The organism is Streptomyces sp. NBC_01520 (assembly GCF_045040375.1).
Taxonomy (GTDB): domain Bacteria; phylum Actinomycetota; class Actinomycetes; order Streptomycetales; family Streptomycetaceae; genus Streptomyces.
In genome coordinates this window covers 978907-1001577 of sequence record NZ_CP109404.1, presented here as the reverse complement: position 1 = coordinate 1001577, position 22671 = coordinate 978907, and the positions used below count along the sequence as shown (strand labels likewise).

Here is a 22671-nt window from a genome sequence, read left to right as displayed (position 1 = left end):
TCAGCCTTCCCGCGCCGCCGCGCACACGGCCCGGCAGATTTGTGCCACATCGTCGTCATCCGTCACGTACGGCGGCATCGTGTACACGAGGTCGCGGAACGGCCGCAGCCATACGCCCTCGCGGACGGCCGCCCGGGTCGCGGCCGCCATGTCCACCTCGTGATCGAGCTGTACGACACCGATCGCGCCCAGCACCCGTACGTCCCGCACACCGGGCAGACCGGTGGCCTCGGCGAGACCGTGCCGGAGCCCGGCACCGATCCGCTTCACCTCCTGCTCCCAGTCCTGGCCCAGCAGCAGGTCCACGGAAGCGCAGGCCACCGCCGAGGCGAGCGGATTGCCCATGAACGTGGGCCCGTGCGCCAGCACCGGCACCTCCCCGCTCGAAATGCCCTCCGCCACCCGCGTGGTGCACAGCGTCGCCGCGAGCGTCAGATATCCGCCGGTCAGCGCCTTGCCGACACACATGACGTCCGGGGACACCCCCGCGTGCCCGGCCGCGAACAGCTTGCCCGTACGGCCGAATCCCGTGGCGATCTCGTCGAACACCAGGAGCACGTCGTTCGCGTCGCACGCCTCGCGCAGCACCCGCAGATAGGCGGGCGAGTGGAACCGCATGCCGCCCGCGCCCTGCACCACGGGCTCCACGATCACTGCGGCCAGTTCGTCGGCGTGCGCCGCGATCAGCTCCCGCAGGTGTTGGACGTAGGCGTCGTCCGGCTCCGCGTCGAAGCCGTCCGGCGGCGCGTCCGCGAAGACCTGCCGGGGCAGGGCACCCGACCACAGCTCGTGCATCCCGCCCTCGGGATCGCACACCGACATCGGCTGCCAGGTGTCCCCGTGGTACCCGCCGCGCCACGTCAGCAGCCGGTGCTTGCCGGGACGCCCGGCCGAGCGCCAGTACTGCAGGCACATCTTCACCGCGACCTCGACCGAGACCGATCCGGAGTCGGCGAGGAAGACGTGCTGCAACGGCTCCGGGGTGATCTCCACCAGCCGGGTCGCCAGCCGGACGGCGGGCTCATGGGTGAGACCGCCGAACATCACATGGCTCATCCGGTCCAGCTGCCCGCGGGCCGCCTCGTTGAGCACCGGATGGTTGTAGCCGTGCACCGCAGACCACCAGGACGACATGCCGTCCACCAACTCATGCCGACCGTGGGCCGGTTCGGCGAGCCGGAGCCGCACCCCGGACGCGGACTCCACGACCAGCGGCTCCTGACGGCCCGGCATCGGGCCGTACGGATGCCAGACGTGGGCCCGGTCCAGGGAACGGAGTTCGGCGGGCGAGAGCGGATCAGGCATTGGGCGCGATGTCCGTACCGGCGCCGCGACGCCTGACCGCCACCAGATCCGTCCGTGCCGCATCCGAACGCACCGGCTCCGTCCGCACTGCTTCCGTCCGCACCGCCGGGACCTCGGAGGAGTCCTGAGCGGCCTCGGGGGCGTCGCCGCAGGGTGCGCAGCCGCCGTCGTGCGAACCGCAGCCGCCGCCCGCCGCGGCCCGGTGTCCGGGAAGCGTCGTCGTGTCCGCCCCCTCCACCTCGAATCCTGCGTCCGCGATCATGTCGAGGTCGGACTGGCCCGACTGGCCCTCGGTGGTCAGATAGTCACCCAGGAAGATCGAGTTGACCAGGTTCAGCGCGAGCGGCTGCATCGAGCGCAGATGGACCTCACGCCCGCCCGCGAGCCGCACCTCGACGTCCGGGCAGACGAACCGGACCATCGCCAGGATGCGCAGGCACCGCTGGGGGGTGAGGTGCCATTCCTTGGCGAGCGGGGTGCCTTCGATCGGGATCAGGAAGTTCACCGGAACCGAGTCCGGGTCCAGCTCGCGCAGCGAGAACACGACGTCCACCAGATCGGCGTCGGCCTCACCCATCCCCGCGATCAGCCCGGAGCACGCCGAGAGGCCGGCGGCCTGGGCCTGCTGCACGGTGTCCACCCGGTCGGCGTACGTGTGGGTGGTCGTGATCTCCCCGTACGTCCCCTCCGAGGTGTTGAGGTTGTGGTTGTACGCGTCGGCGCCGGCGGACCTCAGCCGGTCGGCCTGTCCCTCCGAGAGCAGGCCGAGGCAGGCGCACACCTCGACGTCCTCGTGCTGCTCCTTGATGGCCTCGATCGTCTGCGAGACCCGGTCGACGTCCCGGTCCGTCGGCCCACGCCCGCTCGCCACCAGGCATACCCGCTTCGCGCCGCCGGCCACCCCGGCCGCGGCGGCCTTCGTCGCCTCGTCCGGCTTCAGCCAGGTGTACTTGAGGATTCCCGCCTTGGAACCGAGCCGCTGCGAACAGTACGAGCAGTCCTCGGGGCAGAGCCCGGACTTCAGGTTCACCAGATAGTTGAGCTTCACGCGCCGCCCGAACCACTGACGGCGCACCTTTCCTGCCGCGGCCACCACGTCGAGCAGTTCGTCGTCGGAGGTCGCCAGCACGGCGAGCGCTTCTTCACGGGTCGGCAGTTCGCGCCGCAGCCCCTTGTCCACCAGCGTGTTCAGCAGGTCCATGGCCCTGATCCTGACGTACGGCACCGCCTTCGGCCAAGGAGGAACCGGACAGTAGAGGTGGCCGAGCGTGTGTGTATTGCCACATCCTGACCTGCTGCGCACCCCGCTAGGGTCTGTGAGCTGCCTACAAAAGGGACCGCCCCCATGTCCTTCGCCCCGTTCGACTGGATCGACGACGAGGCCCGTCGCCGTGCCGCGGCCGGACTCGTCCGGAACCTGCGCCCCAGGCCCGCCGAATCGGAACTGCTTGACCTCGCGAGCAACGACTACCTCGGTCTCACCCGCCATCCCGAGGTCACGGCCGCCGCGGCGGAGGCGGCCCGCCTGTGGGGGGCGGGCGCCACCGGCTCGCGGCTGGTCACCGGGTCCACCGCGCTGCACGCCGAACTCGAACGGGAACTGGCGGACTTCTGCGGTTTCGAAGCGGCCCTCGTCCTGTCCTCCGGTTACGCCGCCAACCTCGCAGCCCTCACCGCGCTCACCGGGCCGGGCTCGCTGATCGTTTCCGACGCCGGAAACCACGCCTCGATCGTCGACGGCTGCCGGCTCTCCCGCGCGGCCACCGCCGTCGTCCCGCACGCGGATCCCGGCGCCGTGGGCAAGGAACTCCGCGCCCACGACGGACGGGCGCTGGCCGTGACCGACTCGGTCTTCTCGGTGGACGGCGACGCCGCCCCGCTGACCGAGCTCGCCCAGGTCTGCCGGGACGGGGGAGCGGCTCTCCTCGTGGACGACGCGCACGGCCTCGGCGTCCTGGGCGCGGGCGGGCGCGGCGCGCTCGGTGCCGCCGGGCTCGCGGGCGGCGAGGACATCGTGGCCACACTCACCCTGTCGAAGTCCCTGGGAAGCCAGGGCGGGGCGGTCCTCGGGCCGGCCCGGGTCGTCGACCACCTGGTCAACACGGCCCGTACGTTCATCTTCGACACCGGTCTCGCACCGGCGGCCGCGGGCGCCGCCCTGGGCAGCCTGCGGCTGCTGCGCCGCGAACCGGAACGGGCGGGCAGGGCCCGGGCCGTCGCCACCGAGCTGTACGACCGGCTGACGGCGGCCGGGCTGACCGCCGTCAGCCCCGACGCGGCCGTCGTGTCGGTCCGCGCACCGTCGGCGGAGGCGGCGGTGCGCTGGGCGGCGGACTGCCGCTCGGCCGGTCTCGCGGTGGGGTGCTTCCGGCCGCCGTCCGTCCCGGACGGCATCTCCCGGCTGCGGCTGACCGCGCGGGCCGATTTGACCCGGACGGAGATCGCGGCCGCGGTGGCCACGATCGTGGCGTCGGCTCCGGCCCCCGCCGACTGAATCCGTCAGCCCTCCCGGTGTTCCGGCAGCCGGGACACGAAGGACGTCCAGGCCGTCGCGGTGAAGCGTAACGGCGGCAGACCCACGTCCTTGGAGTCCCGTACGGCGAGTTGACCGCCGCCCAACGGTGCGGCCTCCACACAGTTGTTCATCCCGGTGCTGCGGCTGCTGCGCCGCCACCGTAGTGCGGGCTCTACGGGCTCTACGGGCTGTGCGAGACGGTCGGACATCGTGCCCCCCTCGGGCAGTCAGAAGGTCCGGTCAGCCGCCGCGGCCGACTGCGGCGATGAGGTCCAGCGAACGCTCCGGCGACAGCGCGTGAGCCTGCATCGTGCGGAAGGCCGAGCTGTACGCCTCAAGGTCTTCTCTCCGCTCCAGATAGAGACTACTCGTCAAATGGTCAAGAACGACCACATCCAGATCAGAAATGGTCGGGAAGGAGAAGATAACGAAAGGACCTGTGAGGCCGATATAGCTGCCCGCCTGGAACGGAAGCAACTGGAGCTGCACATGGGGTAGTTGGGCCACCGCTGCAAGATGGTCCAGCTGATTCCGCATGACCTGCGGACCGCCCACGCCACGCCTCAGCACGGCCTCGTCGAGCACCGCACTCAACCGGAGAGGGCTGGGCGCGTGCAGCACCCCCTGCCGCGCGAGCCGCACCTCCACCAGAGAGTCCAGCTGTGCGGGTGGCAGCCCGTCCAGGGAGGACCGGGTCACCGCCCGCGCGTAGTCGGCGGTCTGCAGCAGTCCCGGCACCACCGAGGTCTCCAGGGTGCGGGCCGCCCCGGCCTGCGACTCCAGGCTGATGAAGTCGCGGTACTGGGGCGGGATGAGGCCGCGATAGGCGTGCCACCACCCGTTGCCGCCCCCGCCCGCCGAGCCCGCGAGTGCCTGCAGCAGGGAGCGGAGCTGTACGTCGTCCACCCCGTAGGCGTCCAGTAAGCGGGTCACGTCGGCTGGCCTCACCCCGCTCGCACCCGTCTCGATCCGGCTCACCTTGGACTGGTGCCAGCCCAGCAGGCGTGCCGCGTCACGGCTCGTCAGTCCCGAGCTGTGACGCAGGCCGCGCAGTTCCTCGCCGAGCTTTCGACGGCGTACGACAGGGCCGTGCCGCATGCCGGCCTCCTTTCGCCGTGCGGAGAGCCGGCCCGTACCGGGACGGCTCGGAAAAGGGCCAGTGTTGCGTCCGTATGGGGCTTACGGGGCAGAGTTCACCGCATTGAGCGACAGATATATGCATATCTTGGCGGATCGCCGTTACAGAGGGCAGCATCAGTGGCAGTCTGACGCGAAGCACAATCCAGGCCGATCGCGGGTCGGTCCGGGCGGGAAGGGACGGCGTCGCCATGGCGGACCATCAGGAAGCAACCGTCACTCTGCCGAGCGATCCGGTCTCGGTGTCCGCGGCCCGGAGACACGTGGCCAGGGTTCTTACCGAATGGGGCCTGCCCGACGACACCGAAGCCGCCGACGCCATCCGGCTGATCGTCTCGGAACTCGCCACCAACGCCGTCCTGCACACCTTCGGGCAGTCACCCACCTTCACGGTGGATCTCCGCCTCGACCGGGACGTGGAGCTCCACCTCGGCGTGACGGACAGTCACCCGCGCTGGCCCCAGCGGCTGCCCGCTGCGGTGCAGCAGGACAACGGCCGCGGCATGGTGATCATCCGGGCCCTGGCCAAGGAGTGCGGCGGGCGGCTCAGTGTCAGCCCCACCCCGGACGGCGGCAAGACCGTGTCGATCGCCCTTCCCTGGTCCGTACCCGCGCAGAGCTGACGTCCGGTGCGGGCCTGATGCCCCGTGCGGATCCGATGCCCGGCACCGGGCACGCGTCGGCGGTCACTGCGTACCCGTCGCCCGGCCGAAACCGCTCCGGAGCAAGGCCCTCAGAGTGGTCGCCGCAGCGGTGTTCCGGTCTCCCCGGTGCACCACGGAGATCGTCCGCCGGAACGCCACGGGTTCCAGCCGGCGTACGGCGAGTGGGGTGGAGGACATCGACGCGACCATCTCCGGCACCACCGCGACCCCGAGCCCGGCGCTGACCAGCGCGCACACCAGCGCGTAGCCGGGGGATTCGCACACCACGGCGGGAGCCGCCCCCGCCTCGGCCAGCGCACGTTCCACCCCGCGGCGAGGCGGATGGGCGGGTGCGCTGCTGATCAGCGGGCGGCCCGCCAGCTCGGCCACGGGCAGCGGGCCGCTGCCCTCGGACAGCACATGGCCGACCGCGGTGACCAGCACCAGCTCCTCCACGAGCAGCGGATCCGCAGCCACCCCGGCCGGCAGCGGATCGGCGGCAGCGGGCTCGTACGCATGGGTCAGCGCCAGATCCACATCGCCGGCGGCCACGGCGGCGACCCCGAAGGGCGGCTCGTAGTCGGTGACGGTCAGCTCCACATCGGGGTGCGCGCGCCGGAAGGCGCTGAGCACGGGGGGCAGCAGATGGATCCCGGCCGTCGTGAACGTACCGACGCGCAGCCGTCCTCCCGACAGCCCCGCGAGCCGGGCGAGCTCGTGCCGCGCCTGGTCCATCTCGTCCAGCACCCGCCTGGCCCGGCCCGCCAGCAGTTCCCCGGCCGCCGTCAGCTGTGCCCCGCGATGGTGGCGCACCAGCAGCGCCGCACCGGCCTCCCGCTCCAGCTTGGCCAGCTGCTGGGAGAGTGCGGGGGCGGTGTAGCCGAGCCGCGCGGCGGCCCGTGTGATCGATCCGGCCTCGGCCACCGCCACCAGCGCGGCCAGGCGTGTCGGGTCGTACATTAAGCGTTCCTTTTGGTGGACCCAGAAGATTGCAAGTACACGCTAAAGGGCCGGCCGGGTCAGGGTGTACTCATGGACGCACAACTGCTCGCCTTCATCGCCGTGGCCGCCGGGATGGTCGCGCTGCCCGGCGCCGACTTCACCGTGGTCGTACGCAACGCGCTCGCCTCGCGCGGATCGGGGGTCGCCACGGCGGTCGGCGTCGCCGCGGGCCTGTTGGTGCACACCGCGCTGGCCGTCGCCGGACTCTCCGCGGTGCTCGTGACGATGCCCGTGCTCTTGCGCACCGTGCAGTTGATCGGTGGTGCCTATGTGCTCTACCTGGGGCTCAGCGCCCTGTACGCGATACGGCGTGCGGCGGGGGAGCGGGCCCAGGACCCGGACGAGGCCGGCTACAGGGCGCCGATGAGCCCCGGACGCTCGCTGCGCCAGGGTTTCCTCACCAACGCCCTGAATCCCAAGGCGCCCGTCCTCTTCCTGAGCCTGCTGCCCCAGTTCGTCCCCGACGGGCAGCCACCCCTCCCGAGGACCGTGCTGCTGGCCTCGGTGGTCGTACTTCTGGCGCTCGTCTGGTTCCCGGCCGTGGCCCTGCTGGTGGACCGTCTCGGCCGGTGGCTGCGCCGGCCGCGTACCGCCCGCGCAATCGAGGGCGGCAGCGGCGCGGCACTCACCGCACTGGGGCTCGTACTGGTGGGCGGGCCCCTGCTGCACTGAGCCTCCGCCAACCTGAATCGGCAGGTCAGCGCGGCCGAGGCGCGTTCGTCGGCGAGCTGTTCGCTCATCCGCTCAAGGACACGTTCGGCGACGGCGAGTTCATCCCGCTCGGCTCGCACCTCCGTCAGCTGCTTGGCCATTTGTTTCTCGAGCTCGTCCAGCTCCGCCCGCCGCGCGGTGATCCGTTCCAGCAGCTCGGGATCCGTGTACCGGATCGTAGAAGGCCGCCCGGCCCCAGCGAGCAGGAATCAACGAACCGTCCGGCTCCGTCGGACGATCTACTCCTCAGGCGGCACCCCCGAGCAGCGCTGTTCGCCCAGCATCGAGGCCACCACCGGCAAACGATCTCTACTGGGAGCAGCCCACGACCAGCACGAGCACCTGGAACAGTGTCACTGGGCCGGGATCGGCTGGGTCAGGTTCACCGGGTTGCCGTCGGGGTCCTGAATGTGGGCAACGCGCTGTCCCCACGGCATGTTGTTGGGGCCGCTGCGGACTGAGCCGCCCAGAGCCTCCACGCGGCCGAGCGTCTCGTCGACGTCGTCGACACCGATGCTGAGCAGCATCCGCGGTGCTGCCCCGGTCCCCAGGTCCGTCTTGGCCACCAGCCCGAGGTCGGTGTCGCCGATGCGCAAGCCGCGGTAGAAGGCCGCCCCTTCCTCCGGTACCCGGAAGATCTCCTCGGCGCCGAACAAATTCGTGTAGAAGCCGAGCAGGACGTCCTGGTCGGCAGTCAGGATCACTGGCTGGATGGTGGACATGGCACTCCTATCGAGAACGGTCGTGTCGTTGGGTAGACCGTTCGCGGACGGTGAATTCATCGGCAGGCCGCCCTGCCGGACGATCTGCGCCCCAGACTGCCGCCTGAGACCAGCGTAAGCACCCCGAGAACCGATCACATCAGCCCTCTTGACCCGCTGTTTCAAGTTGGCGGAGGCTCACTGATCCGAGTGGCTGCGACCGTCAGCGGACCCTCCCGTACCAGACGCTCTTCGACCAGATCTTCTCCAGCCGGACCACGGCCCCGGTCTTCGGCGAGTGCCAGATCTTCCCACCGCCGGCGTAGATACCCACGTGGTAGACACTGCGGCCCGCGTGGAAGAAGACGAGGTCGCCGCGTTGCCGCTGCGACCTGGTGAGGTGGCGGGTCTTGTTGTACTGCTGCTGGGCCGTGCGGGGGAGTTTCCTGCCCGCCTTCTTGAACGAGTAGAGCGTGAGGCCCGAGCAGTCGAACCGGTGGGGACCTGTGGCTCCGTAACCGTAGGGCGACCCCTTCTTCGAAGCGGCGATCTTGAGCGCCTTCGTCGAATGGGTCGCGGCCTCGGCTTCGTCGACGAGGCCGGGGGTGAGCATGGTGGTGCCCAGAGCGATGGTGAGAACCGAGGCCGTTCCGGCTCGGGCGAACAGAGACGGGACATGAACCTGCGCAGTCATGCGCAACCCTTCGTCAGCCGCCTGTGAAGGATGACCTGTCGGGTTCGGGCTGGCGAAGTTGCCCGGCCGCACACGGCGGCTTCACCCCGAGGACCGCCCGGGTGTCCGGTCGGCCCGTTGTGCTCGGGTCCTCCACTCCTGCCGATCCACTTCTGTCGACCAGGCATCCGGACAGCGGCAGGACTCGGCGTCCGCCCGGACCGCCCCGCCGCGGTGGCGGGGGCTTGTCGTCCCAGGGATCTTTACTCACGCACTGCCGGATTTCCGCACTGAAATGGCGTTATGTGAGAGTCGTCACGACTGATCCATTCGGGTGGACGGGGTGGATCCGGGACCTCGGCGTCGTCGGCCGACCAGCCTCGTACCAGCGGCGGAACAACATATTCCGTTCAGCGTCCGTGCGCATTGCGCAAGTTGAGCTGTCCCTCGTGCGGGGGACCGCCTACGCCGAACGAGCGAGAAAATTCGATCGGCCTGTCGGGCGTGTCGTGAACGGGCGCCGAAAGGCCGGCGGCGCGGGGGAGTCGGGCGGAACGCCGGTCAACTCGTCGGCTCGGGGGGCATGGTGACCCGCCCGGCGCGCCGCTCCCCGTCCAGCAGCCGCAGCGCCCGTGCCAGCGTGGCCGCGTGGATCTGCGCCTCGCCCCGCTCGTGCATGAGCGCGAGCGCGTCACGGAGGGCCGCGGCCCGGGAGGCCAGCGCCTGCGCGGCCCGCAGTGCCCCGTACGTGTCGCTGCCACGGGCCGGATTGATCCGGCCCACCTGGTCGAGCACTTCCAGGTAGCAGTCGATGAACTCGGCCTCGGCACGGGTCAGTGCGGGGAGCGGCGGGAACTGGGGTGAGTGCATCGGGGATTCACCTCGCGGGGTACGGCTAGCGGTTTTCCATGACGTGGTCCACGAGTCCGTACGCCAGGGCGGCCGGTGCGTCGAGGATGGTGTCCCGCTCGATGTCGGCACCGATGTCCTGTGCGGAACGCCCCGTGTGACGGGCCAGCATGGCGGTGAGCGTCTCGCGCACCCGTACCAACTCGCGTGCCTCGATCTCGAGATCGGAGAGCTGGCCCCGCACCGGTTCGTCCAGGGCGGGCTGCTGAATGACTACCCGGGCACCGGGCAGGGCATGTCGGCGTCCGGGCGCACCGGCCGCGAGCAGCACGGCGGCACTGGATCCCGCCTGGCCGAGGCAGAAGGTCTCCACCTCGCAGGTGAGGTACTGCATGGTGTCGTAGATCGCCGTCATGGCGTCGAACGAGCCGCCGGGCGAGTTGATGTAGAGGGCGAGCGGCCGGTCGGGCTCGGCGTGCTCCAGGTACATGAACTGGGCGATCAGGTCGGTGGCCGCGGTGTCGTCGACGGGCGTCCCCAGGAAGACGATCCGCTCGGACAGCAGCTTCGAGTACGGATCCAGGGTCCGGGTCCCGTAGGCGGTGCGCTCGGTGAACTCGGGCAGTACGTAGCGGGCGTCGGGACGGAACATGGCGATGCCTCTCCTTGGACCAAGGCTGATCAGGATGTAAAAAATGTACAGGACGTACAGGAGGTTATGATGGGGCCATGGCCTACGAGATTCCGGTGACGCAAGCCCGAGCAGAGCTCGCCGAGCTGATCAACCGCGTCGTCTACGGCGGTGAACGCGTGGTCGTGACCCGCCACGGCAAGCCGCTCGTGGCGCTGGTATCCGCCGCTGACCTGCAGAGACTTGAGAGCGATGAGGTGGAGGCGGTCGAGGAGCAGGTGATCCGTTCGGTCTCATCGACCGGCTCGGCGACGTCCGCTCCGGGCGAACGGCGCAGCGTCGGCATCGCCGCGGAGCACCGGGGGCATCACGACTGGTCCGGCGACTGACCGACCGGCCGTCACGGCCGGTCGGTCGGAGGGCCACACGACCGGTTCCTGGGGAGGTCGTGGACCGGTACGGGGCGCGCCGGCCCCGGGCAGATGACGACGAGGCCGGCGCAGCGGAAAGCCGTGCGTCCCCCGCCCGACGTGACGGGGGATGCACGGCCTGTTCCGGTGCGGAGCCGCTCAGCCCACCGGGACCGGATCGGGTCTGTGCGCGGAGGGTTCGGCGCCACCGGTCCGCGCCGGGCGCCTGCGCCCGCCGATCAGGACCGCGACCAGGCCGAGCGCCGCCCAGGCCACCAGGACCGACGCGGCACCGCCCGCGGCGCTGCCGTCGAAGAACGCCACCGACCGCAGCAGTGAACCGCCCGCGCCGGGCGGCAGCCACTGCCCGATCATGCCGACCGGCTCAGGGAGCAGTTCGGGCGCACTCGTGACGCCGGAGAACGGATTGCCCAGCAGCACCATCAGTAGCGCACCCAGGCCGATGCCCGGCGTGCCGATCAGGGCGGCGAGCCCGGCCACGGCCGAGCCGATCGCCAGCACGGTCAGCCCCATGACGCCGGCCTCGGCCCACCAGTCGCCCGTGATCACGCCGAGCCAGCTGTGGGCGACCGCGGTCGCCGCGATGCCCACCAGCACCCCTGTGGCGGCCAGGGTCACCGCTGCCCGGGCGCCGCGCAGCTTCATCACGGTCACGATCGCCCCGGAGGCGACTCCTGCGAGCGCCAGTGGCAGGATGCTCGCCCCGAGCGCACTGCCGCGGGGGTCCGCGGCCGGCGCCGCCACGACATCGGTGACCGGTACGGCGGTCCCGGCGGGCGCCGCGCCCGTGACCGCCCCGGTCAACAGCTGGGAGACGACGGGGCTCGCCGCCGACGCGGTGAGCAGCTGAGGCCCCTCGTCGGTGGCCACGACCGCGCCGTATACGACCCGGTCCTCGATCGCGGCGCGTGCGGCGGCCGCGTCGTCGTAGCGGTGGATCTCGAATGCCCTCTCATGCCGTTCGAGCTGCGTGTGCAGCTGATCGGCCGCGGGCGCGGAACCGGCGACGCCCACGGGCAGGTTGCGCGGCGCGATCCGTGCGGCGGGCCACGAGAAGGCCCAGAGGGCGAGCGTCACCATCAAGGGGACGAGCAGGATGACCGCCACCGCACGGTGGTTCGGTGCAGACGGCATGGCGAGCGCCTCGATTCGAAGAGGGGGCTGTTCGTGGGTCGTTCAGGAGCTATTTATAGAGAAGGATCGTTCGTTTTACGGAGCCCACTGTCCTGCCGGGGCGTGTCGCTTGTCAAGAAGGAACGTTCGTTTTAGATTTGGGCCATGGCACGCGTATCCCAGGAGCACCTCGACGCCCGCCGCCGGCAGATCCTCGCCGGGGCCGCGCGCTGTTTCGCAGGCAACGGCTTCCACGGCACCTCGATGCAGGACGTGCTGAAGGAGGTCGGGCTGTCGGCGGGGGCCGTCTATCGCTACTTCGCGGGCAAGGAGGACCTGATCGCGGCCATCGCCGAAGAGGCCTTCCGTGGCATCCGGCAGGCGTTCGAGGAGGCGGCCGACCTCACCCCGCCGCCCACTCCCGACGTGCTGCTCGGCAGGGTGCTGCGCCGCGTGATCACCGGGCAGGTGTACGGGATGGAGCGCCGCGCGTGTGCCGCGCTCATCGTCCAGGTGTGGGCCGAGACCCTGCGCAACGACCAGTTGGCGAAGACCCTCGAGGACGGCTTCACGGGCATGCGTGCCGCCTGGGCGAAGCTGGTGGAGGCCTACCGTGCGACTGGCCTCATGCGTGCCGATGTGCCCGCCGACGACGTCGCCCGCACGATGATCGCCACTGCCCAGGGATTCATGGTGCAGGAAGCGCTGTTCGGTGGGGCCGAGCCCGAGGTGCTGGAGAACGGGCTGCGCGGGCTGATGTCCATGGATCCGCAGAAGATCAGTTAACGCGCCGGAAAAACTTCCGCCCTAACGTGCAATACCTGGCCGCGGAGCCCCGTTCGTCATTCAACAGACTGTTGAAGGCGGATAGGGTCCCGCTGTGCCCGGGGCCGGTACCGGGCGGAAGACGAAGAGGTGGAAGCGTGCAACTGACTCCGCACGAACAGGAACGCCTGCTCATCCACGTGGCGGCCGACGTCGCCGAGAGGCGCAGGGCGCGCGGGCTGCGGCTGAATCATCCCGAAGCGATCGCCCTGATCACCGCGCACCTCCTGGAAGGCGCGCGCGACGGCCGGACCGTCGCCGAACTCATGGCCTCCGGCAGGAAGGTGCTCACCCGCGCGGACGTCATGGACGGCATCCCTGAGATGATCCACGACGTCCAGGTCGAGGCCACCTTCCCGGACGGCACCAAGCTCGTCACCGTCCACGACCCGATCGTCTGACGGGGGCGGCCGATGATCCCCGGAGAGATCCTGTACGCGGACGGCCCGGTGCCGCTCAACGAGGGGCGCCCTGTCACCCGTCTCACCGTCCTCAACGCGGCGGACCGGCCCGTCCAGGTCGGCTCGCACTACCACTTCGCCGAGGCCAACCCCGGTTTGGACTTCGACCGCCGGGCCGCGCACGGGCTGCGGCTGAACATCGCCGCAGGGACCGCGGTGCGCTTCGAACCCGGCATCCCCGTCGACGTCGAACTCGTCCCGCTCGCAGGCCTGCGCATCGTCCCCGGACTGCGCGGCGACACCGGAGGTCCCCTCGATGCCTGAGCTCAGCCGCCCCGTGTACGCCGACCTGTTCGGGCCCACCACCGGCGACCGCATCCGGCTCGCCGACACCGATCTCGTCGTCCAGATCGAGGAGGACCGCTGCGGCGGTCCCGGGAGGGCCGGTGACGAGGCCGTGTTCGGCGGCGGGAAGGTGATCCGCGAGTCGATGGGGCAGGCGCGCACCACCCGCGCCGAGGGCGCACCCGACACCGTGGTCACCGGCGCCGTCATCATCGACCACTGGGGCGTGGTCAAGGCCGACATAGGCATCCGCGACGGCCGGATCACCGGCATCGGCAAGGCCGGGAACCCGGACACGATGGACGGCGTCCACCCCGACCTGGTCATCGGGCCCGAGACCGAGATCATCGCGGGCAACGGCAAGTTCATCACCGCGGGCGCCATCGACGCGCATGTCCACTTCATCTCGCCGACCCTGGTCGACCAGGCGCTCTCGGCGGGTATCACCACGCTCGTCGGCGGCGGCACGGGGCCGGCCGAGGGCACCAAGGCCACCACCATCACCCCGGGACCCTGGCACCTTGCCCGGATGTTCGAGGCGCTGGAGGCCTACCCCGTCAACATAGGCCTGCTCGGCAAGGGCAACACGATGTCCCGCGAGGCCATGCACTCCCAACTGCGGGCCGGGGCGCTGGGATTCAAGATCCATGAGGACTGGGGTGCCACCCCCGCCGTCATCGACGCCTGCCTCGGAGTCTGCGAGGAGACCGGCGCACAACTGGCCATCCACACGGACACACTCAACGAGGCCGGATTCGTCGCCGACACGCTGGCCGCCATCGCCGGGCGTTCCATCCACGCGTACCACACCGAAGGTGCGGGCGGTGGGCACGCCCCCGACATCATCAGCGTGGTCTCCGAGCCCTATGTTCTTCCCAGCTCCACCAATCCGACCCGGCCGCACACCGTCAACACCATCGAGGAACACCTCGACATGCTGATGGTCTGTCACCACCTCAACCCCGCGGTGCCGGAGGACCTCGCTTTCGCCGAGTCCCGGATCCGGCCCTCGACCATCGCGGCCGAGGACATCCTGCACGACCTGGGCGCCATCTCGATCATCTCCTCGGACTCCCAGGCGATGGGGCGCATCGGTGAAGTTGTCCTGCGCACCTGGCAGACCGCCCATGTGATGAAGCGGCGACGGGGCTCCCTGCCGGGCGACGGTCCGGCCGACAACCACCGAGCGCGTCGCTATGTCGCCAAATACACCATCAACCCGGCGGTCGCCCAGGGGCTCGACCGTGAGATCGGCTCGGTCGAGACCGGGAAGCTCGCCGACCTCGTGCTGTGGGACCCGGCCTTCTTCGGCGTCAAGCCGCAGACCGTGATCAAGGGCGGCCAGATCGCGTACGCGCAGATGGGCGACGCCAACGCCTCGATCCCCACCCCCCAACCGGTCATGCCCCGACCGATGTTCGGCGCCGTGGGCCGGGCCCCCGCGGCCAACTCCCTCAACTTCGTGTCCGGGGCGGCCATCGAGGACGGGCTGCCGGAACGGCTGGGGCTCGGGAAGCGGTTCGTGCCGATCACCAGCACGCGCGGAGTGACCAAGGCGGACATGCGGGAGAACGACGCCCTGCCCCGCGTCCGGGTCGATCCCGACAGCTTCGACGTCACCATCGACGGTGAGCGGGTCGAACCCGCGCCGGCCGCGGAACTGCCCATGGCCCAGCGCTACTTCCTCTTCTGACCGCTCGCTCCCACCATCCCACCGAGTTCACCGAGTTCACCGAGGGCAGGACTGCACCCATGACCACGCGCGCCGCCCTGCTCGTCCTCGCCGACGGCCGGTTCCCCGCCGGTGGCCACGCCCACTCCGGCGGGGCCGAGCCGGCCGTCAAGGCGGGACACATCCGCAACGCCCAGGACCTGGCCGGCTTCTGCCTGGGCAGACTTCACACCACCGGACTCACCTCAGCCGCCCTCGCCGCCGCGGCGGCCCACGGTCTCGACCCGCTCGCGCTCGACGAGGCCGCCGACGCCCGCACCCCGTCACCCGCGCTGCGCGCCGTCGGGCGCAAACTGGGCCGCCAGCTCATGCGGGCGGCACGGGCCACCTGGCCCAGCGCCGAACTGGCCGCGCTCGCCGCAGCCCGGCCGCGCGGCGCCCACCAGCCCGTCGTACTCGGCCTCACCGCACGCGCCGCCGGCCTGGACCCGGAGGACGCCGCACACTGCGTCGCCTACGAAGCGGTGAGCGGTCCGGCCACCGCGGTCGTCCGGCTGCTCTCCCTCGACCCCTTCGAGGCCACCGCCGTCCTCGCCCGCCTCGCACCCGCGCTCGACCAGGTCGCCGAACAGGCCGCAGCGGCCGCACGGGACGGCATCGACGCACTGCCAGCCGCCTCCGCCCCGTTGCTCGACATCACCGCCGAAGCACACGCGGCCTGGCCGGTCCGCCTGTTCGCTTCCTGAACCCCGCCCCCACGCCGCCACCACCAGGAGCCGCACCCATGCACCTCGACCACGCGCACCACGGTCCCGCAGCCGTCAGCGCCGACGCCGCACGTCCCGACGGCACCCGTCGCGCCCTGCGCATCGGCCTCGGCGGACCGGTCGGCTCGGGGAAGACCGCCACCGTCGCCGCCCTGTGCCGCACCCTGCGCGACCGGCTGTCCATCGCCGTCGTCACCAACGACATCTACACCCGCGAGGACGCCGCCTTCCTCCTCCGCAACGCCGTCCTGCCGCCGGAACGCATCCAGGCCGTCGAGACCGGTGCCTGTCCGCACACCGCCATCCGCGACGACATCTCGGCCAACCTGGAGGCGGTCGAGGACTTGGAGGACTCCGTTGGGCCCCTCGACCTCATCCTGGTCGAGTCCGGCGGCGACAACCTCACGGCCACCTTCTCCAAGGGCCTCGTCGACGCACAGGTCTTCGTCATCGACGTCGCCGGCGGCGACGACATCCCGCGCAAGGGCGGCCCGGGAGTCACCACCGCCGACCTCCTCGTCATCAACAAGACCGACCTCGCCCCGTACGTCGGCTCCGATCTGGACCGGATGGCCCGCGACGCCGCCGAGCAACGCGGCGATCTCCCCGTCGTGTTCACCTCCCTCACCTCCGCCGAGGGGGTCGCGCCCGTCGCCGACTGGGTGCGGGCGCAGCTCGCCGCCTGGTCCGCATGAGCGTCAAGGCCACCGCGCGGATGACAGCAGTCCCCGACGGCCGTGGCGGCACCGCCCTCCCCGTGCTGGAGAGCGAAGGACCGCTCGCCCTGCGCCGCACGAGATCGCAGAGGCCCGGATACGCCCGGGTCACCGTGGTCGGCGCGATGAGCGCACCCCTCGGCGGCGACCGGCTCGCCATCGAGGCCCGGGCCGAGGACGGCGCGCTGCTCGCCGTGGACTCCGCCGCCGCCACCGTGGCGCTCCCCGGCGCGGGACCTGACGCGGGCCGCGCCTCGTACGACCTGCGCCTGAGCGTGGGGGAGGGCGCGGAGCTCCGCTGGCTTCCCGAGCAGCTCGTCTCCGCGTGCGGCAGCGAGCTCGACCAGTCCACCCGGGTCGAACTCGCAGCCACCGCACGGCTGGTGCTGCGCGAGGAACAGATCCTGGGCCGGCACGGCGAGGACACCGGCAGCCTCACCACCCGACTGACCGTCCGCCGGGCCGGCCGTCCGCTGCTCGACCAGCAGCTGGCGTACGGACCCGGGGCCCCCGGCGGCTGGGACGGTGCCGCGGTCCTGGGCGGCAACCGGGCCGTCGGGCAACTGCTCGTCGTCGACCCCGCGTTCGAGGCCGACCCGCCCGCGCCCCGGGTGCTCGGCCCCACCGCCGTGCTCACACCGCTGGCCGGACCGGCCGTTCTGGTGACGGCGCTGGCCCCGGACGCCCGGCTCCTGCGCGGCGTGCTGGACGAGGCGCTGGAAGGGTTGTTGGACGGGCCGAGGACAGCTCGCGAAGCCTGAGTCCGCTCAGCGGGACAGTACTCACCGGTTATGGGTTCGGTAAAGAAACACGCGTACGCCCTGTTCTCAGTCACCTCACAGACGAAAGGATCCGCTGGACGCAGGAACTCGTGCGCCGCCACGGCGGCGCCACACACAGGGGGAGGTTCCACTTGAGACGCACAGCAGTGCTCGGTTCGGCCGGCACTCTGATCGCGGGCACGCTCATAGCGGGCGCGATAGCCGCGCCCGCCGCCAGTGCCGACGGCCGTCACCACGGTGGCAGCGAGGCGCGTGGCGTCCAGATCGCCGCCGCGAAGGCGGCGAAGACGGGCATCGACTGGACGGACTGTCCGGCCGACTGGGCGATCGCCGCACCTATCCAGTGCGGATGGGTGACCGTACCCCTCGACTACGCCAAGCCCCACGGCAAGCAGATCGAACTCGCCGTCGACCGGCACGTCAGCACCGGCACGAAGGCTGAGCGCCAGGGCGCCCTGCTCTACAACCCCGGCGGCCCCGGCGGTTCGGGCATGGCGTTCCCGAAGCGCATCGTCACGAAGAACCCGCTCTGGGCGAACACCGCCAAGGCCTACGACTTCGTCGGCTTCGACCCGCGCGGCGTCGGCCACTCGGCGCCCATCTCCTGCATCGACCCGCAGGAGTTCGTGAAGGCCCCGAAGGCCGACCCGGTGCCCGACAGCGAGGCCGACAAGCGCGCGCAGCGCAAGCTGGCCGCCGAATACGCGGACGGCTGCGCCGAGCGCAGCGGCGACATGCTGCCGCACATGACCACGCCCAACACCGCACGCGACCTGGACGTCATCCGCGCCGCACTCGGTGAGAAGAAGCTCAACTTCCTGGGTGTCTCCTACGGCACCTACCTGGGCGCGGTCTACGGCACACTCTTCCCGACCCACGTGCGCCGCATGGTGGTCGACAGCGTGGTCAACCCCGCGAAGGACAACATCTGGTACGAGGCCAACCTCAACCAGGACATCGCCTTCCAGACCCGCTGGGACGACTGGAAGGCGTGGGTCGCCGAGAACGACGCCGTCTACCACATCGGCGACACACCCCAGAAGGTCGAGCAGGCGTGGCTGACCCTGCGCGCGGCGGCCAAGAAGAGCCCGATCGGTGGGGTCCTCGGCCCGGCCGAACTCATCGGATTCTTCCAGGGCGCGCCGTACTACGACTCCGCCTGGGCACCCACCGCCCGGATCTGGAGCGACTACCTGGCAGGCGACACCCAGGCGCTGATCGACGCCGCTGCTCCCGACCTGTCGGACACCGCGGGCAATGCCCGTTCGGAGAACGGCAACGCCGTGTACACGGCGGTCGAGTGCGCCGACGCCAAGTGGCCCACCAGCTGGAAGAAGTGGGACCGCGACAACACCCGGCTGCACCAGGAGCACCCGTTCATGACCTGGGCCAACGCCTGGATGAACCTGCCCTGTGCGACATGGTCGGCCGAGCAGCAGACCCCGCTGGACGTCAGGACCGGCAAGGGCCTGCCTCCGGTGCTGATCGTGCAGTCCACGCGTGACGCCGCCACTCCCTACGAGGGCGCCGTCGAGCTGCACAAGCGGTTCAAGGGCTCCCGTCTCATCACCGAGAAGGGCGCCGGCTCCCACGGTGTCACCGGCCTGGTCAATCCCTGCGTCAACGAGCGGGTTGACGCCTACCTGCTCACCGGGAAGACCGACCCCCGCGACGTGACGTGCGCACCGCACGCCGCGCCGAAGCCGTAGCGCCGCTCCCGTAGCGCCGAAGCCGCAGGCACCACCCGGTCCGGGTGAAAGGGCGGCCTGCCGGGAAACCACCCGGCCGGCCGCCCGTCCCATCGGCCTCAGACCGTACGGCCGTACAGATCCAGCCAGGCGTCCTCCGCCGCGTAGTCGAAGAGGCCGTCGCCGTAGTTCCGCGCCATCTTCGGGAAAGCCTCCGTCCACTCCCGCCCGTGCAACCGGGAGGCGAGCCACTCGACGGTCTCCGGAAGTGACTCCGCATAGCCCGTCACCGGCTCGTAGCCGAGCTCCCGACCCGCAGCCGTCATGTCGTAGACGATGGGATGAGCGACGGTCCACGGTGTCTCTCCGACGCCTCCCCCGGGAGGGGCGCCCGCGACCAGAACCGTCTCGGTCGTCCGGCCGAGCACGCCGTCGACGGCCACGCCGATCTCGGCGACCGTCGGTGCCTGCGGGTCCCCCGCATTCAGCACCCGTGAAGCCGGCCGCAGGGCGGCGAGCCGTATCAGCTCCGCGAGGTTGGAGACATGGACGGGATGGAAGCGGGACTTCCCGTCGTACGCGAGCACCCGGCGCGCGCGTCCGTCCAGCAGCCGTTTCACGAAGTACAGCTCGCGCGGCGTGCGGCAGTGGGGCCCGTGGATCGCCCCCGCCCGCAGCAGCGTCACCGGCAGCACGTCACCGGCCGCGAGCAGCTCCCGCTCCAGCCGGATCTTCCGCGTGGCGTACGTCGTGTCCCCGGGCGCGACGGTGCGCTGCGATTCGGGGATCGGCAGCGGATAGCGCGGAGCACCACCCGGCTCCTCCTGCGTGTCGAAGCCCCGCCCCTCGTCGTCCTCGTACACCGCGCCGCTGGATATCACGACGGCCGAGCCGATCCGGCCGGCCAGTCCCGTCAGCTGCCGGGCGTGGGCCCCGTCGAACGCCACCATGTCGACCAGGACGTCACAGCCGTCGCCGAGCGCCGCGGCCGTCGCACCCTCCACCTCACGGTCGAGCGCCACACAGCGGACATCGGCCGCCCAGTCGTCGGCCCGGCCGCCCCCGCGCGACGCCGCCGTCACAATCCAGCCGTCCTCGGCCAGAGCCCGCACCGCGACCCGGCCGATCTGTCCCGTGGCGCCCAGTACGAACGCTCGTCCTCTGCTCATACGGGAAACGCTAGGCGCCCCGCCACCGTCGGGCCAGCACTGTCTGCCAGGAGCAGATTCCGCCCTCAGCGCCGGCGCCGGGGGAACTTCCTGGGCTGCTCGGCCTGTGCCGCCGCCTTCACCTTGGCCGCGTACTCGTCGACGTACTCCTGTCCGGAGAGGCCGAGCACGGCGTACATGATCTCGTCGGTCACCGCCCGGATCGCCGTCTTCTGGTCCTCCAGACCCGCGTAACGGGAGAAGTCCAGCGGCTCGCCGAAACGGATCGTGACCCGCTTGATCCGGGGCACGACCTTCCCGGGCGGCTGGATCTCGAACGTGCCGACCATCGCGCACGGAACGACCGGGACCCCTGCCTTGATCGCCATCACAGCGACCCCGACCTTGCCCTTGTACAGGCGCCCGTCGTGCGATCGGGTTCCCTCCGGGTAGATCCCCAGCAGCTCACCCTTGCTGAGCACCCCCAGCCCTTCGCGGATCGCCGCCTGCCCGGCGTCCTTGCCCGACCGGTCCACCGGAATCTGCCCGGCGCTGTGGAAGAAGGCAGCGGTCAGCCTGCCCTTGATGCCGGGGCCGGTGAAGTACTCGGCCTTCGCGAGGAACGTGATGCGCCGCTTGATGATCGCGGGCATCAGGAAATGGTCGGAGAACGACAGATGGTTCCCCGCCACGATGGCGGCGCCGTCGTCGGGAATGTTCTCCAGTCCTTCGATACGGGGCCGGAACACCAGCCTCAGCAGCGGTCCGAGCACGACATATTTCAGGACGTAATAGAACACGATCTCTCCCCACTCCGGATCGGCCGGTGACCGCGTTCCACCAGGTCACGTGACACAACCTCGCACATCGCCGATCTCCGCGTGTGCCGACCGCGCCCGCCGCCCGGTCCGAACGGGCGCGCTCTTCCGGGCCGGCCGGACATTCACTCCCGGTCGGGTACCCCGATGCCGACGTCCCTGAACGGACCTACGAGGGCGCGATACCGCTCGGCGTCGATCCGGTCCCGTTTCCAGATGGCCTCAGCGGCGAGGGTGGTGTGCGCGATCGCGGCGCGCAAACCTCCCGGCCGGTCGGCCCGCAGTTCGCCCCGGTCCCGGAAGGCGTCACGCACACACCTGTCGAGGGCGCTGAAGTGCGCCGCCGACAGGGTGGGGCGTCGGACGCGTCACGGATACCGGCCGCCATGGCCGAAGCGGCCGCCCCGCGCACGAGACCGAGCGCCCCGACCGTCAGCAGCGAGGCCGCCGCCACGAAGTCCTCCACCTCACGCGGAAGTACCGACACCGCTCCTCCGCCGCGGTACACCCGCGAGATCCCACCGGCAGCCTGTGCGACACGGCCGTCCGCCCGGCGCCCTGCCCTCAGGTGTCCCGGGTGGCCAGCATCCCCAGGGTGGCCAGTCCCAGGACCACCCAGCCGAACCAGAGCCAGCCGTTGCTCCCCAACGCCACCGTGTACGCGGTCACCGCGACCAGCGTCGCGACGGTCAGCACTCCCATGGTCTTCGTGGATCCGGGCATGGGCGCACGCTCCTCACCGGCCGCACGGCCGTTGAGGCCATGGTCACCCCAGAGGTGTGCCGGGCGCTACTGTCCGCGCGCCTGCAAAGAGGCGAGATAGGCGTTGTACGCGTTCAGCTCCTTGTCACCGTCACGGTCCGCGGCCCGGTCGGCACGCTTGGCCGTCCGCTGCTCGGAGCGGTACCACTGGAAGACCAGCGCGATCAGGACCAGCACGGAGGGGATCTCGCTGAACGCCCAGGCGATACCGCCCGCGGCGGACTGGTCACTCAAGGCGTCGATCCCGAGCGAGGCCGGGGGATTCGTGTACGTCTCCACCATCGGCTGGCTCGCCATCATCAGCGCGATGCCGAAGAACGCGTGGAACGGCATGCCCGCGAAGAGCTCCAGCATCCGCATCACGTAGCCCGGCCGGTGCGGCCCCGGGTCCACTCCCATGATCGGCCAGAAGAACACCAGGCCGACCGCCAGGAAGTGCAGCATCATCGCGAGATGGCCGAGCGTCGAGCCCATCAGGAAGTCGAACAGAGGGGTGAAGTAGAGCGCGTAGAGGCTCGCGATGAAGAGCGGGATCGTGAACACGGGATGCGTGATGATCTTCATGTAGCGGCTGTGGAGGAGCATGAGCAGCACCTCGCGCGGGCCGGTGCGGCCACGTCCCGCCACCGGCAGCGCCCGCAGCGCCAGCGTCACGGGCGCACCCAGCAGCAGCAGGATCGGCGACAGCATGCTGATCACCATGTGCTGCACCATGTGGACGCTGAACATGACCATGCCGTAGTCGTTGAGTCCGGTGCACATCACCAGGGCGATGGACAGCACACCGGCGACGAAGAACGTGATCCGGTTGGCAGGCCAGCTGTCACCCCGCCTGCGCAGTCGCAGCACCGCGTATCCGTACAGGACGAGCGCCGCGATGCAGCCGGTCAGGAAGAACGGGTCCGCGGAGAATTCGAGCCCACGTCCCAGCGTGAACGGCGGCAGATCCATGTTCATGCCGTGCCCGCTGTGATCCATCTGTTCACTCCCGCTGGGGACGTCCCCGTTTCGTGCCGGTTGTCCCGTCCAGAGTAG

At 70.7% G+C, this 22671-nt stretch carries 27 protein-coding genes and 1 riboswitch; of the genes, 12 read left to right on the top strand and 15 right to left on the bottom strand.

The annotated features are described in order from the left end of the window. Positions 1-1305 (bottom strand): adenosylmethionine--8-amino-7-oxononanoate transaminase, encoded by a 1305-nt coding sequence (locus OG524_RS04585; protein ID WP_405809174.1) that lies wholly within the window; start codon positions 1303-1305, stop codon positions 1-3. Further along, a complete protein-coding gene (gene bioB / locus OG524_RS04580; protein WP_405392224.1) occupies positions 1298-2506 on the bottom strand; it encodes a biotin synthase BioB in 1209 nt (402 codons plus the stop codon). The genes OG524_RS04585 and bioB overlap by 8 nt, the downstream gene beginning before the upstream one ends. 144 nt (positions 2507-2650) lie before the next feature. On the opposite strand from bioB, the gene OG524_RS04575 reads away from it, so the two are divergent. Beyond that, on the top strand, positions 2651-3799 hold the full coding sequence (locus OG524_RS04575) for an 8-amino-7-oxononanoate synthase (RefSeq protein WP_405392225.1): 1149 nt from the start codon (positions 2651-2653) through the stop codon (positions 3797-3799). 5 nt (positions 3800-3804) lie between these two features. Here the strand turns inward: OG524_RS04575 and OG524_RS04570 are convergent, their stop codons facing one another. Together OG524_RS04570 and OG524_RS04565 are read right to left on the bottom strand one after the other, a co-directional pair. Further along, positions 3805-4029, bottom strand: a complete 225-nt coding sequence (locus OG524_RS04570; protein ID WP_405392226.1) for a DUF397 domain-containing protein — start codon at positions 4027-4029, stop codon at positions 3805-3807. Positions 4030-4060: 31 nt separating this feature from the next. Next, positions 4061-4918 carry a helix-turn-helix domain-containing protein gene (locus OG524_RS04565; protein ID WP_405392227.1) on the bottom strand — a complete coding sequence of 286 codons (858 nt, stop codon included), beginning with the start codon at positions 4916-4918 and terminating at the stop codon, positions 4061-4063. Positions 4919-5148: 230 nt separating this feature from the next. Here OG524_RS04565 and OG524_RS04560 point away from each other — a divergent pair, with 230 nt between their 5' ends. Continuing rightward, complete coding sequence (locus tag OG524_RS04560; RefSeq protein WP_405392228.1) at positions 5149-5580, top strand: ATP-binding protein; 432 nt, start codon at positions 5149-5151, stop codon at positions 5578-5580. Between the two features lie 63 nt (positions 5581-5643). Here the strand turns inward: OG524_RS04560 and OG524_RS04555 are convergent, their stop codons facing one another. After that, on the bottom strand, positions 5644-6561 hold the full coding sequence (locus tag OG524_RS04555) for a LysR family transcriptional regulator (protein ID WP_405809171.1): 918 nt from the start codon (positions 6559-6561) through the stop codon (positions 5644-5646). Between the two features lie 72 nt (positions 6562-6633). On the opposite strand from OG524_RS04555, the gene OG524_RS04550 reads away from it, so the two are divergent. Continuing rightward, positions 6634-7275 carry a LysE family translocator gene (locus tag OG524_RS04550; RefSeq protein ID WP_405809169.1) on the top strand — a complete coding sequence of 214 codons (642 nt, stop codon included), beginning with the start codon at positions 6634-6636 and terminating at the stop codon, positions 7273-7275. A 392-nt stretch (positions 7276-7667) separates the two neighbouring features. Here OG524_RS04550 and OG524_RS04545 read toward each other — a convergent pair whose 3' ends face one another. The 4 genes from OG524_RS04545 to OG524_RS04530 all read right to left on the bottom strand — a co-directional run bounded on the left by OG524_RS04545 (position 7668) and on the right by OG524_RS04530 (position 10189). Next, positions 7668-8036, bottom strand: a complete 369-nt coding sequence (locus tag OG524_RS04545; protein WP_405392231.1) for a VOC family protein — start codon at positions 8034-8036, stop codon at positions 7668-7670. A 202-nt stretch (positions 8037-8238) separates the two neighbouring features. After that, positions 8239-8709, bottom strand: coding sequence for a C40 family peptidase (locus tag OG524_RS04540; RefSeq protein ID WP_405392232.1), 471 nt, complete (start codon positions 8707-8709; stop codon positions 8239-8241). A gap of 3 nt (positions 8710-8712) precedes the next feature. Continuing rightward, positions 8713-8885, bottom strand: a riboswitch (cyclic di-AMP (ydaO/yuaA leader). A 364-nt stretch (positions 8886-9249) separates the two neighbouring features. Beyond that, positions 9250-9558: a hypothetical protein gene (locus OG524_RS04535; protein WP_405392233.1), complete on the bottom strand. Its 309-nt coding sequence runs from the start codon at positions 9556-9558 to the stop codon at positions 9250-9252. Positions 9559-9583: 25 nt separating this feature from the next. Next, positions 9584-10189: an ATP-dependent Clp protease proteolytic subunit gene (locus OG524_RS04530; protein WP_405809167.1), complete on the bottom strand. Its 606-nt coding sequence runs from the start codon at positions 10187-10189 to the stop codon at positions 9584-9586. Positions 10190-10266: 77 nt separating this feature from the next. Here OG524_RS04530 and OG524_RS04525 point away from each other — a divergent pair, with 77 nt between their 5' ends. Next, complete coding sequence (locus OG524_RS04525; protein ID WP_405809166.1) at positions 10267-10557, top strand: type II toxin-antitoxin system Phd/YefM family antitoxin; 291 nt, start codon at positions 10267-10269, stop codon at positions 10555-10557. Between the two features lie 180 nt (positions 10558-10737). On the opposite strand, the gene OG524_RS04520 is transcribed toward OG524_RS04525, so the two are convergent. Next, positions 10738-11733, bottom strand: coding sequence for an ABC transporter permease (locus tag OG524_RS04520; RefSeq protein WP_405809164.1), 996 nt, complete (start codon positions 11731-11733; stop codon positions 10738-10740). A gap of 144 nt (positions 11734-11877) precedes the next feature. Between OG524_RS04520 and OG524_RS04515 the strand changes: the two genes are divergently transcribed. The 8 genes from OG524_RS04515 to OG524_RS04480 all read left to right on the top strand — a co-directional run bounded on the left by OG524_RS04515 (position 11878) and on the right by OG524_RS04480 (position 18929). Next, entirely contained in the window at positions 11878-12498 is a 621-nt protein-coding gene (locus OG524_RS04515; RefSeq protein ID WP_405392237.1) for a TetR/AcrR family transcriptional regulator, read from the top strand. A 137-nt stretch (positions 12499-12635) separates the two neighbouring features. Further along, positions 12636-12938: an urease subunit gamma gene (locus OG524_RS04510; RefSeq protein ID WP_405392238.1), complete on the top strand. Its 303-nt coding sequence runs from the start codon at positions 12636-12638 to the stop codon at positions 12936-12938. 12 nt (positions 12939-12950) lie between these two features. Then, complete coding sequence (locus OG524_RS04505) at positions 12951-13262, top strand: urease subunit beta (protein ID WP_405392239.1); 312 nt, start codon at positions 12951-12953, stop codon at positions 13260-13262. After that, positions 13255-14976, top strand: a complete 1722-nt coding sequence (locus OG524_RS04500) for an urease subunit alpha (RefSeq protein ID WP_405392240.1) — start codon at positions 13255-13257, stop codon at positions 14974-14976. Before OG524_RS04505 ends, OG524_RS04500 begins: the two co-directional genes overlap by 8 nt. A gap of 59 nt (positions 14977-15035) precedes the next feature. Next, complete coding sequence (locus tag OG524_RS04495) at positions 15036-15701, top strand: urease accessory protein UreF (RefSeq protein ID WP_405392241.1); 666 nt, start codon at positions 15036-15038, stop codon at positions 15699-15701. 38 nt (positions 15702-15739) lie between these two features. After that, positions 15740-16417 carry an urease accessory protein UreG gene (gene ureG / locus OG524_RS04490; RefSeq protein ID WP_405392242.1) on the top strand — a complete coding sequence of 226 codons (678 nt, stop codon included), beginning with the start codon at positions 15740-15742 and terminating at the stop codon, positions 16415-16417. Then, positions 16414-17199: an urease accessory protein UreD gene (locus OG524_RS04485; protein WP_405392243.1), complete on the top strand. Its 786-nt coding sequence runs from the start codon at positions 16414-16416 to the stop codon at positions 17197-17199. The genes ureG and OG524_RS04485 overlap by 4 nt, the downstream gene beginning before the upstream one ends. A gap of 152 nt (positions 17200-17351) precedes the next feature. Further along, positions 17352-18929 (top strand): alpha/beta hydrolase, encoded by a 1578-nt coding sequence (locus OG524_RS04480; protein WP_405392244.1) that lies wholly within the window; start codon positions 17352-17354, stop codon positions 18927-18929. A gap of 98 nt (positions 18930-19027) precedes the next feature. Here OG524_RS04480 and OG524_RS04475 read toward each other — a convergent pair whose 3' ends face one another. The 5 genes from OG524_RS04475 to OG524_RS04455 form a co-directional block, all read right to left on the bottom strand. Continuing rightward, a complete protein-coding gene (locus OG524_RS04475; protein WP_405809160.1) occupies positions 19028-20077 on the bottom strand; it encodes an NAD-dependent epimerase/dehydratase family protein in 1050 nt (349 codons plus the stop codon). Between the two features lie 65 nt (positions 20078-20142). Continuing rightward, positions 20143-20856, bottom strand: a complete 714-nt coding sequence (locus OG524_RS04470; protein WP_405392246.1) for a lysophospholipid acyltransferase family protein — start codon at positions 20854-20856, stop codon at positions 20143-20145. 143 nt (positions 20857-20999) lie between these two features. Next, positions 21000-21188: a hypothetical protein gene (locus tag OG524_RS04465; protein ID WP_405809158.1), complete on the bottom strand. Its 189-nt coding sequence runs from the start codon at positions 21186-21188 to the stop codon at positions 21000-21002. A gap of 250 nt (positions 21189-21438) precedes the next feature. Further along, complete coding sequence (locus tag OG524_RS04460) at positions 21439-21597, bottom strand: hypothetical protein (RefSeq protein WP_405392248.1); 159 nt, start codon at positions 21595-21597, stop codon at positions 21439-21441. Between the two features lie 66 nt (positions 21598-21663). Then, the gene (locus OG524_RS04455; protein ID WP_405809156.1) at positions 21664-22614 is read right to left on the bottom strand and encodes a cytochrome c oxidase assembly protein; all 951 of its coding nucleotides are present in this window, start codon (positions 22612-22614) and stop codon (positions 21664-21666) included. Positions 22615-22671 lie beyond the last annotated feature (57 nt).

Coding starts and splice junctions, on each gene's coding strand:
- OG524_RS04525 (WP_405809166.1), top strand. CDS start 10,267: ATGGCCTACGAGATTCCGGTGACGCAAGCCCGAGCAGAGCTCGCCGAG.
- OG524_RS04485 (WP_405392243.1), top strand. CDS start 16,414: ATGAGCGTCAAGGCCACCGCGCGGATGACAGCAGTCCCCGACGGCCGT.
- OG524_RS04540 (WP_405392232.1), bottom strand. CDS start 8,709: ATGACTGCGCAGGTTCATGTCCCGTCTCTGTTCGCCCGAGCCGGAACG.
- OG524_RS04475 (WP_405809160.1), bottom strand. CDS start 20,077: ATGAGCAGAGGACGAGCGTTCGTACTGGGCGCCACGGGACAGATCGGC.
- OG524_RS04505 (WP_405392239.1), top strand. CDS start 12,951: ATGATCCCCGGAGAGATCCTGTACGCGGACGGCCCGGTGCCGCTCAAC.
- OG524_RS04585 (WP_405809174.1), bottom strand. CDS start 1,305: ATGCCTGATCCGCTCTCGCCCGCCGAACTCCGTTCCCTGGACCGGGCC.
- OG524_RS04560 (WP_405392228.1), top strand. CDS start 5,149: ATGGCGGACCATCAGGAAGCAACCGTCACTCTGCCGAGCGATCCGGTC.
- OG524_RS04565 (WP_405392227.1), bottom strand. CDS start 4,918: ATGCGGCACGGCCCTGTCGTACGCCGTCGAAAGCTCGGCGAGGAACTG.
- OG524_RS04570 (WP_405392226.1), bottom strand. CDS start 4,029: ATGTCCGACCGTCTCGCACAGCCCGTAGAGCCCGTAGAGCCCGCACTA.
- OG524_RS04545 (WP_405392231.1), bottom strand. CDS start 8,036: ATGTCCACCATCCAGCCAGTGATCCTGACTGCCGACCAGGACGTCCTG.
- ureG (WP_405392242.1), top strand. CDS start 15,740: ATGCACCTCGACCACGCGCACCACGGTCCCGCAGCCGTCAGCGCCGAC.
- OG524_RS04495 (WP_405392241.1), top strand. CDS start 15,036: ATGACCACGCGCGCCGCCCTGCTCGTCCTCGCCGACGGCCGGTTCCCC.
- OG524_RS04460 (WP_405392248.1), bottom strand. CDS start 21,597: ATGCCCGGATCCACGAAGACCATGGGAGTGCTGACCGTCGCGACGCTG.
- OG524_RS04520 (WP_405809164.1), bottom strand. CDS start 11,733: ATGCCGTCTGCACCGAACCACCGTGCGGTGGCGGTCATCCTGCTCGTC.
- OG524_RS04530 (WP_405809167.1), bottom strand. CDS start 10,189: ATGTTCCGTCCCGACGCCCGCTACGTACTGCCCGAGTTCACCGAGCGC.
- bioB (WP_405392224.1), bottom strand. CDS start 2,506: ATGGACCTGCTGAACACGCTGGTGGACAAGGGGCTGCGGCGCGAACTG.
- OG524_RS04550 (WP_405809169.1), top strand. CDS start 6,634: ATGGACGCACAACTGCTCGCCTTCATCGCCGTGGCCGCCGGGATGGTC.
- OG524_RS04575 (WP_405392225.1), top strand. CDS start 2,651: ATGTCCTTCGCCCCGTTCGACTGGATCGACGACGAGGCCCGTCGCCGT.
- OG524_RS04500 (WP_405392240.1), top strand. CDS start 13,255: ATGCCTGAGCTCAGCCGCCCCGTGTACGCCGACCTGTTCGGGCCCACC.
- OG524_RS04535 (WP_405392233.1), bottom strand. CDS start 9,558: ATGCACTCACCCCAGTTCCCGCCGCTCCCCGCACTGACCCGTGCCGAG.
- OG524_RS04455 (WP_405809156.1), bottom strand. CDS start 22,614: ATGGATCACAGCGGGCACGGCATGAACATGGATCTGCCGCCGTTCACG.
- OG524_RS04555 (WP_405809171.1), bottom strand. CDS start 6,561: ATGTACGACCCGACACGCCTGGCCGCGCTGGTGGCGGTGGCCGAGGCC.
- OG524_RS04515 (WP_405392237.1), top strand. CDS start 11,878: ATGGCACGCGTATCCCAGGAGCACCTCGACGCCCGCCGCCGGCAGATC.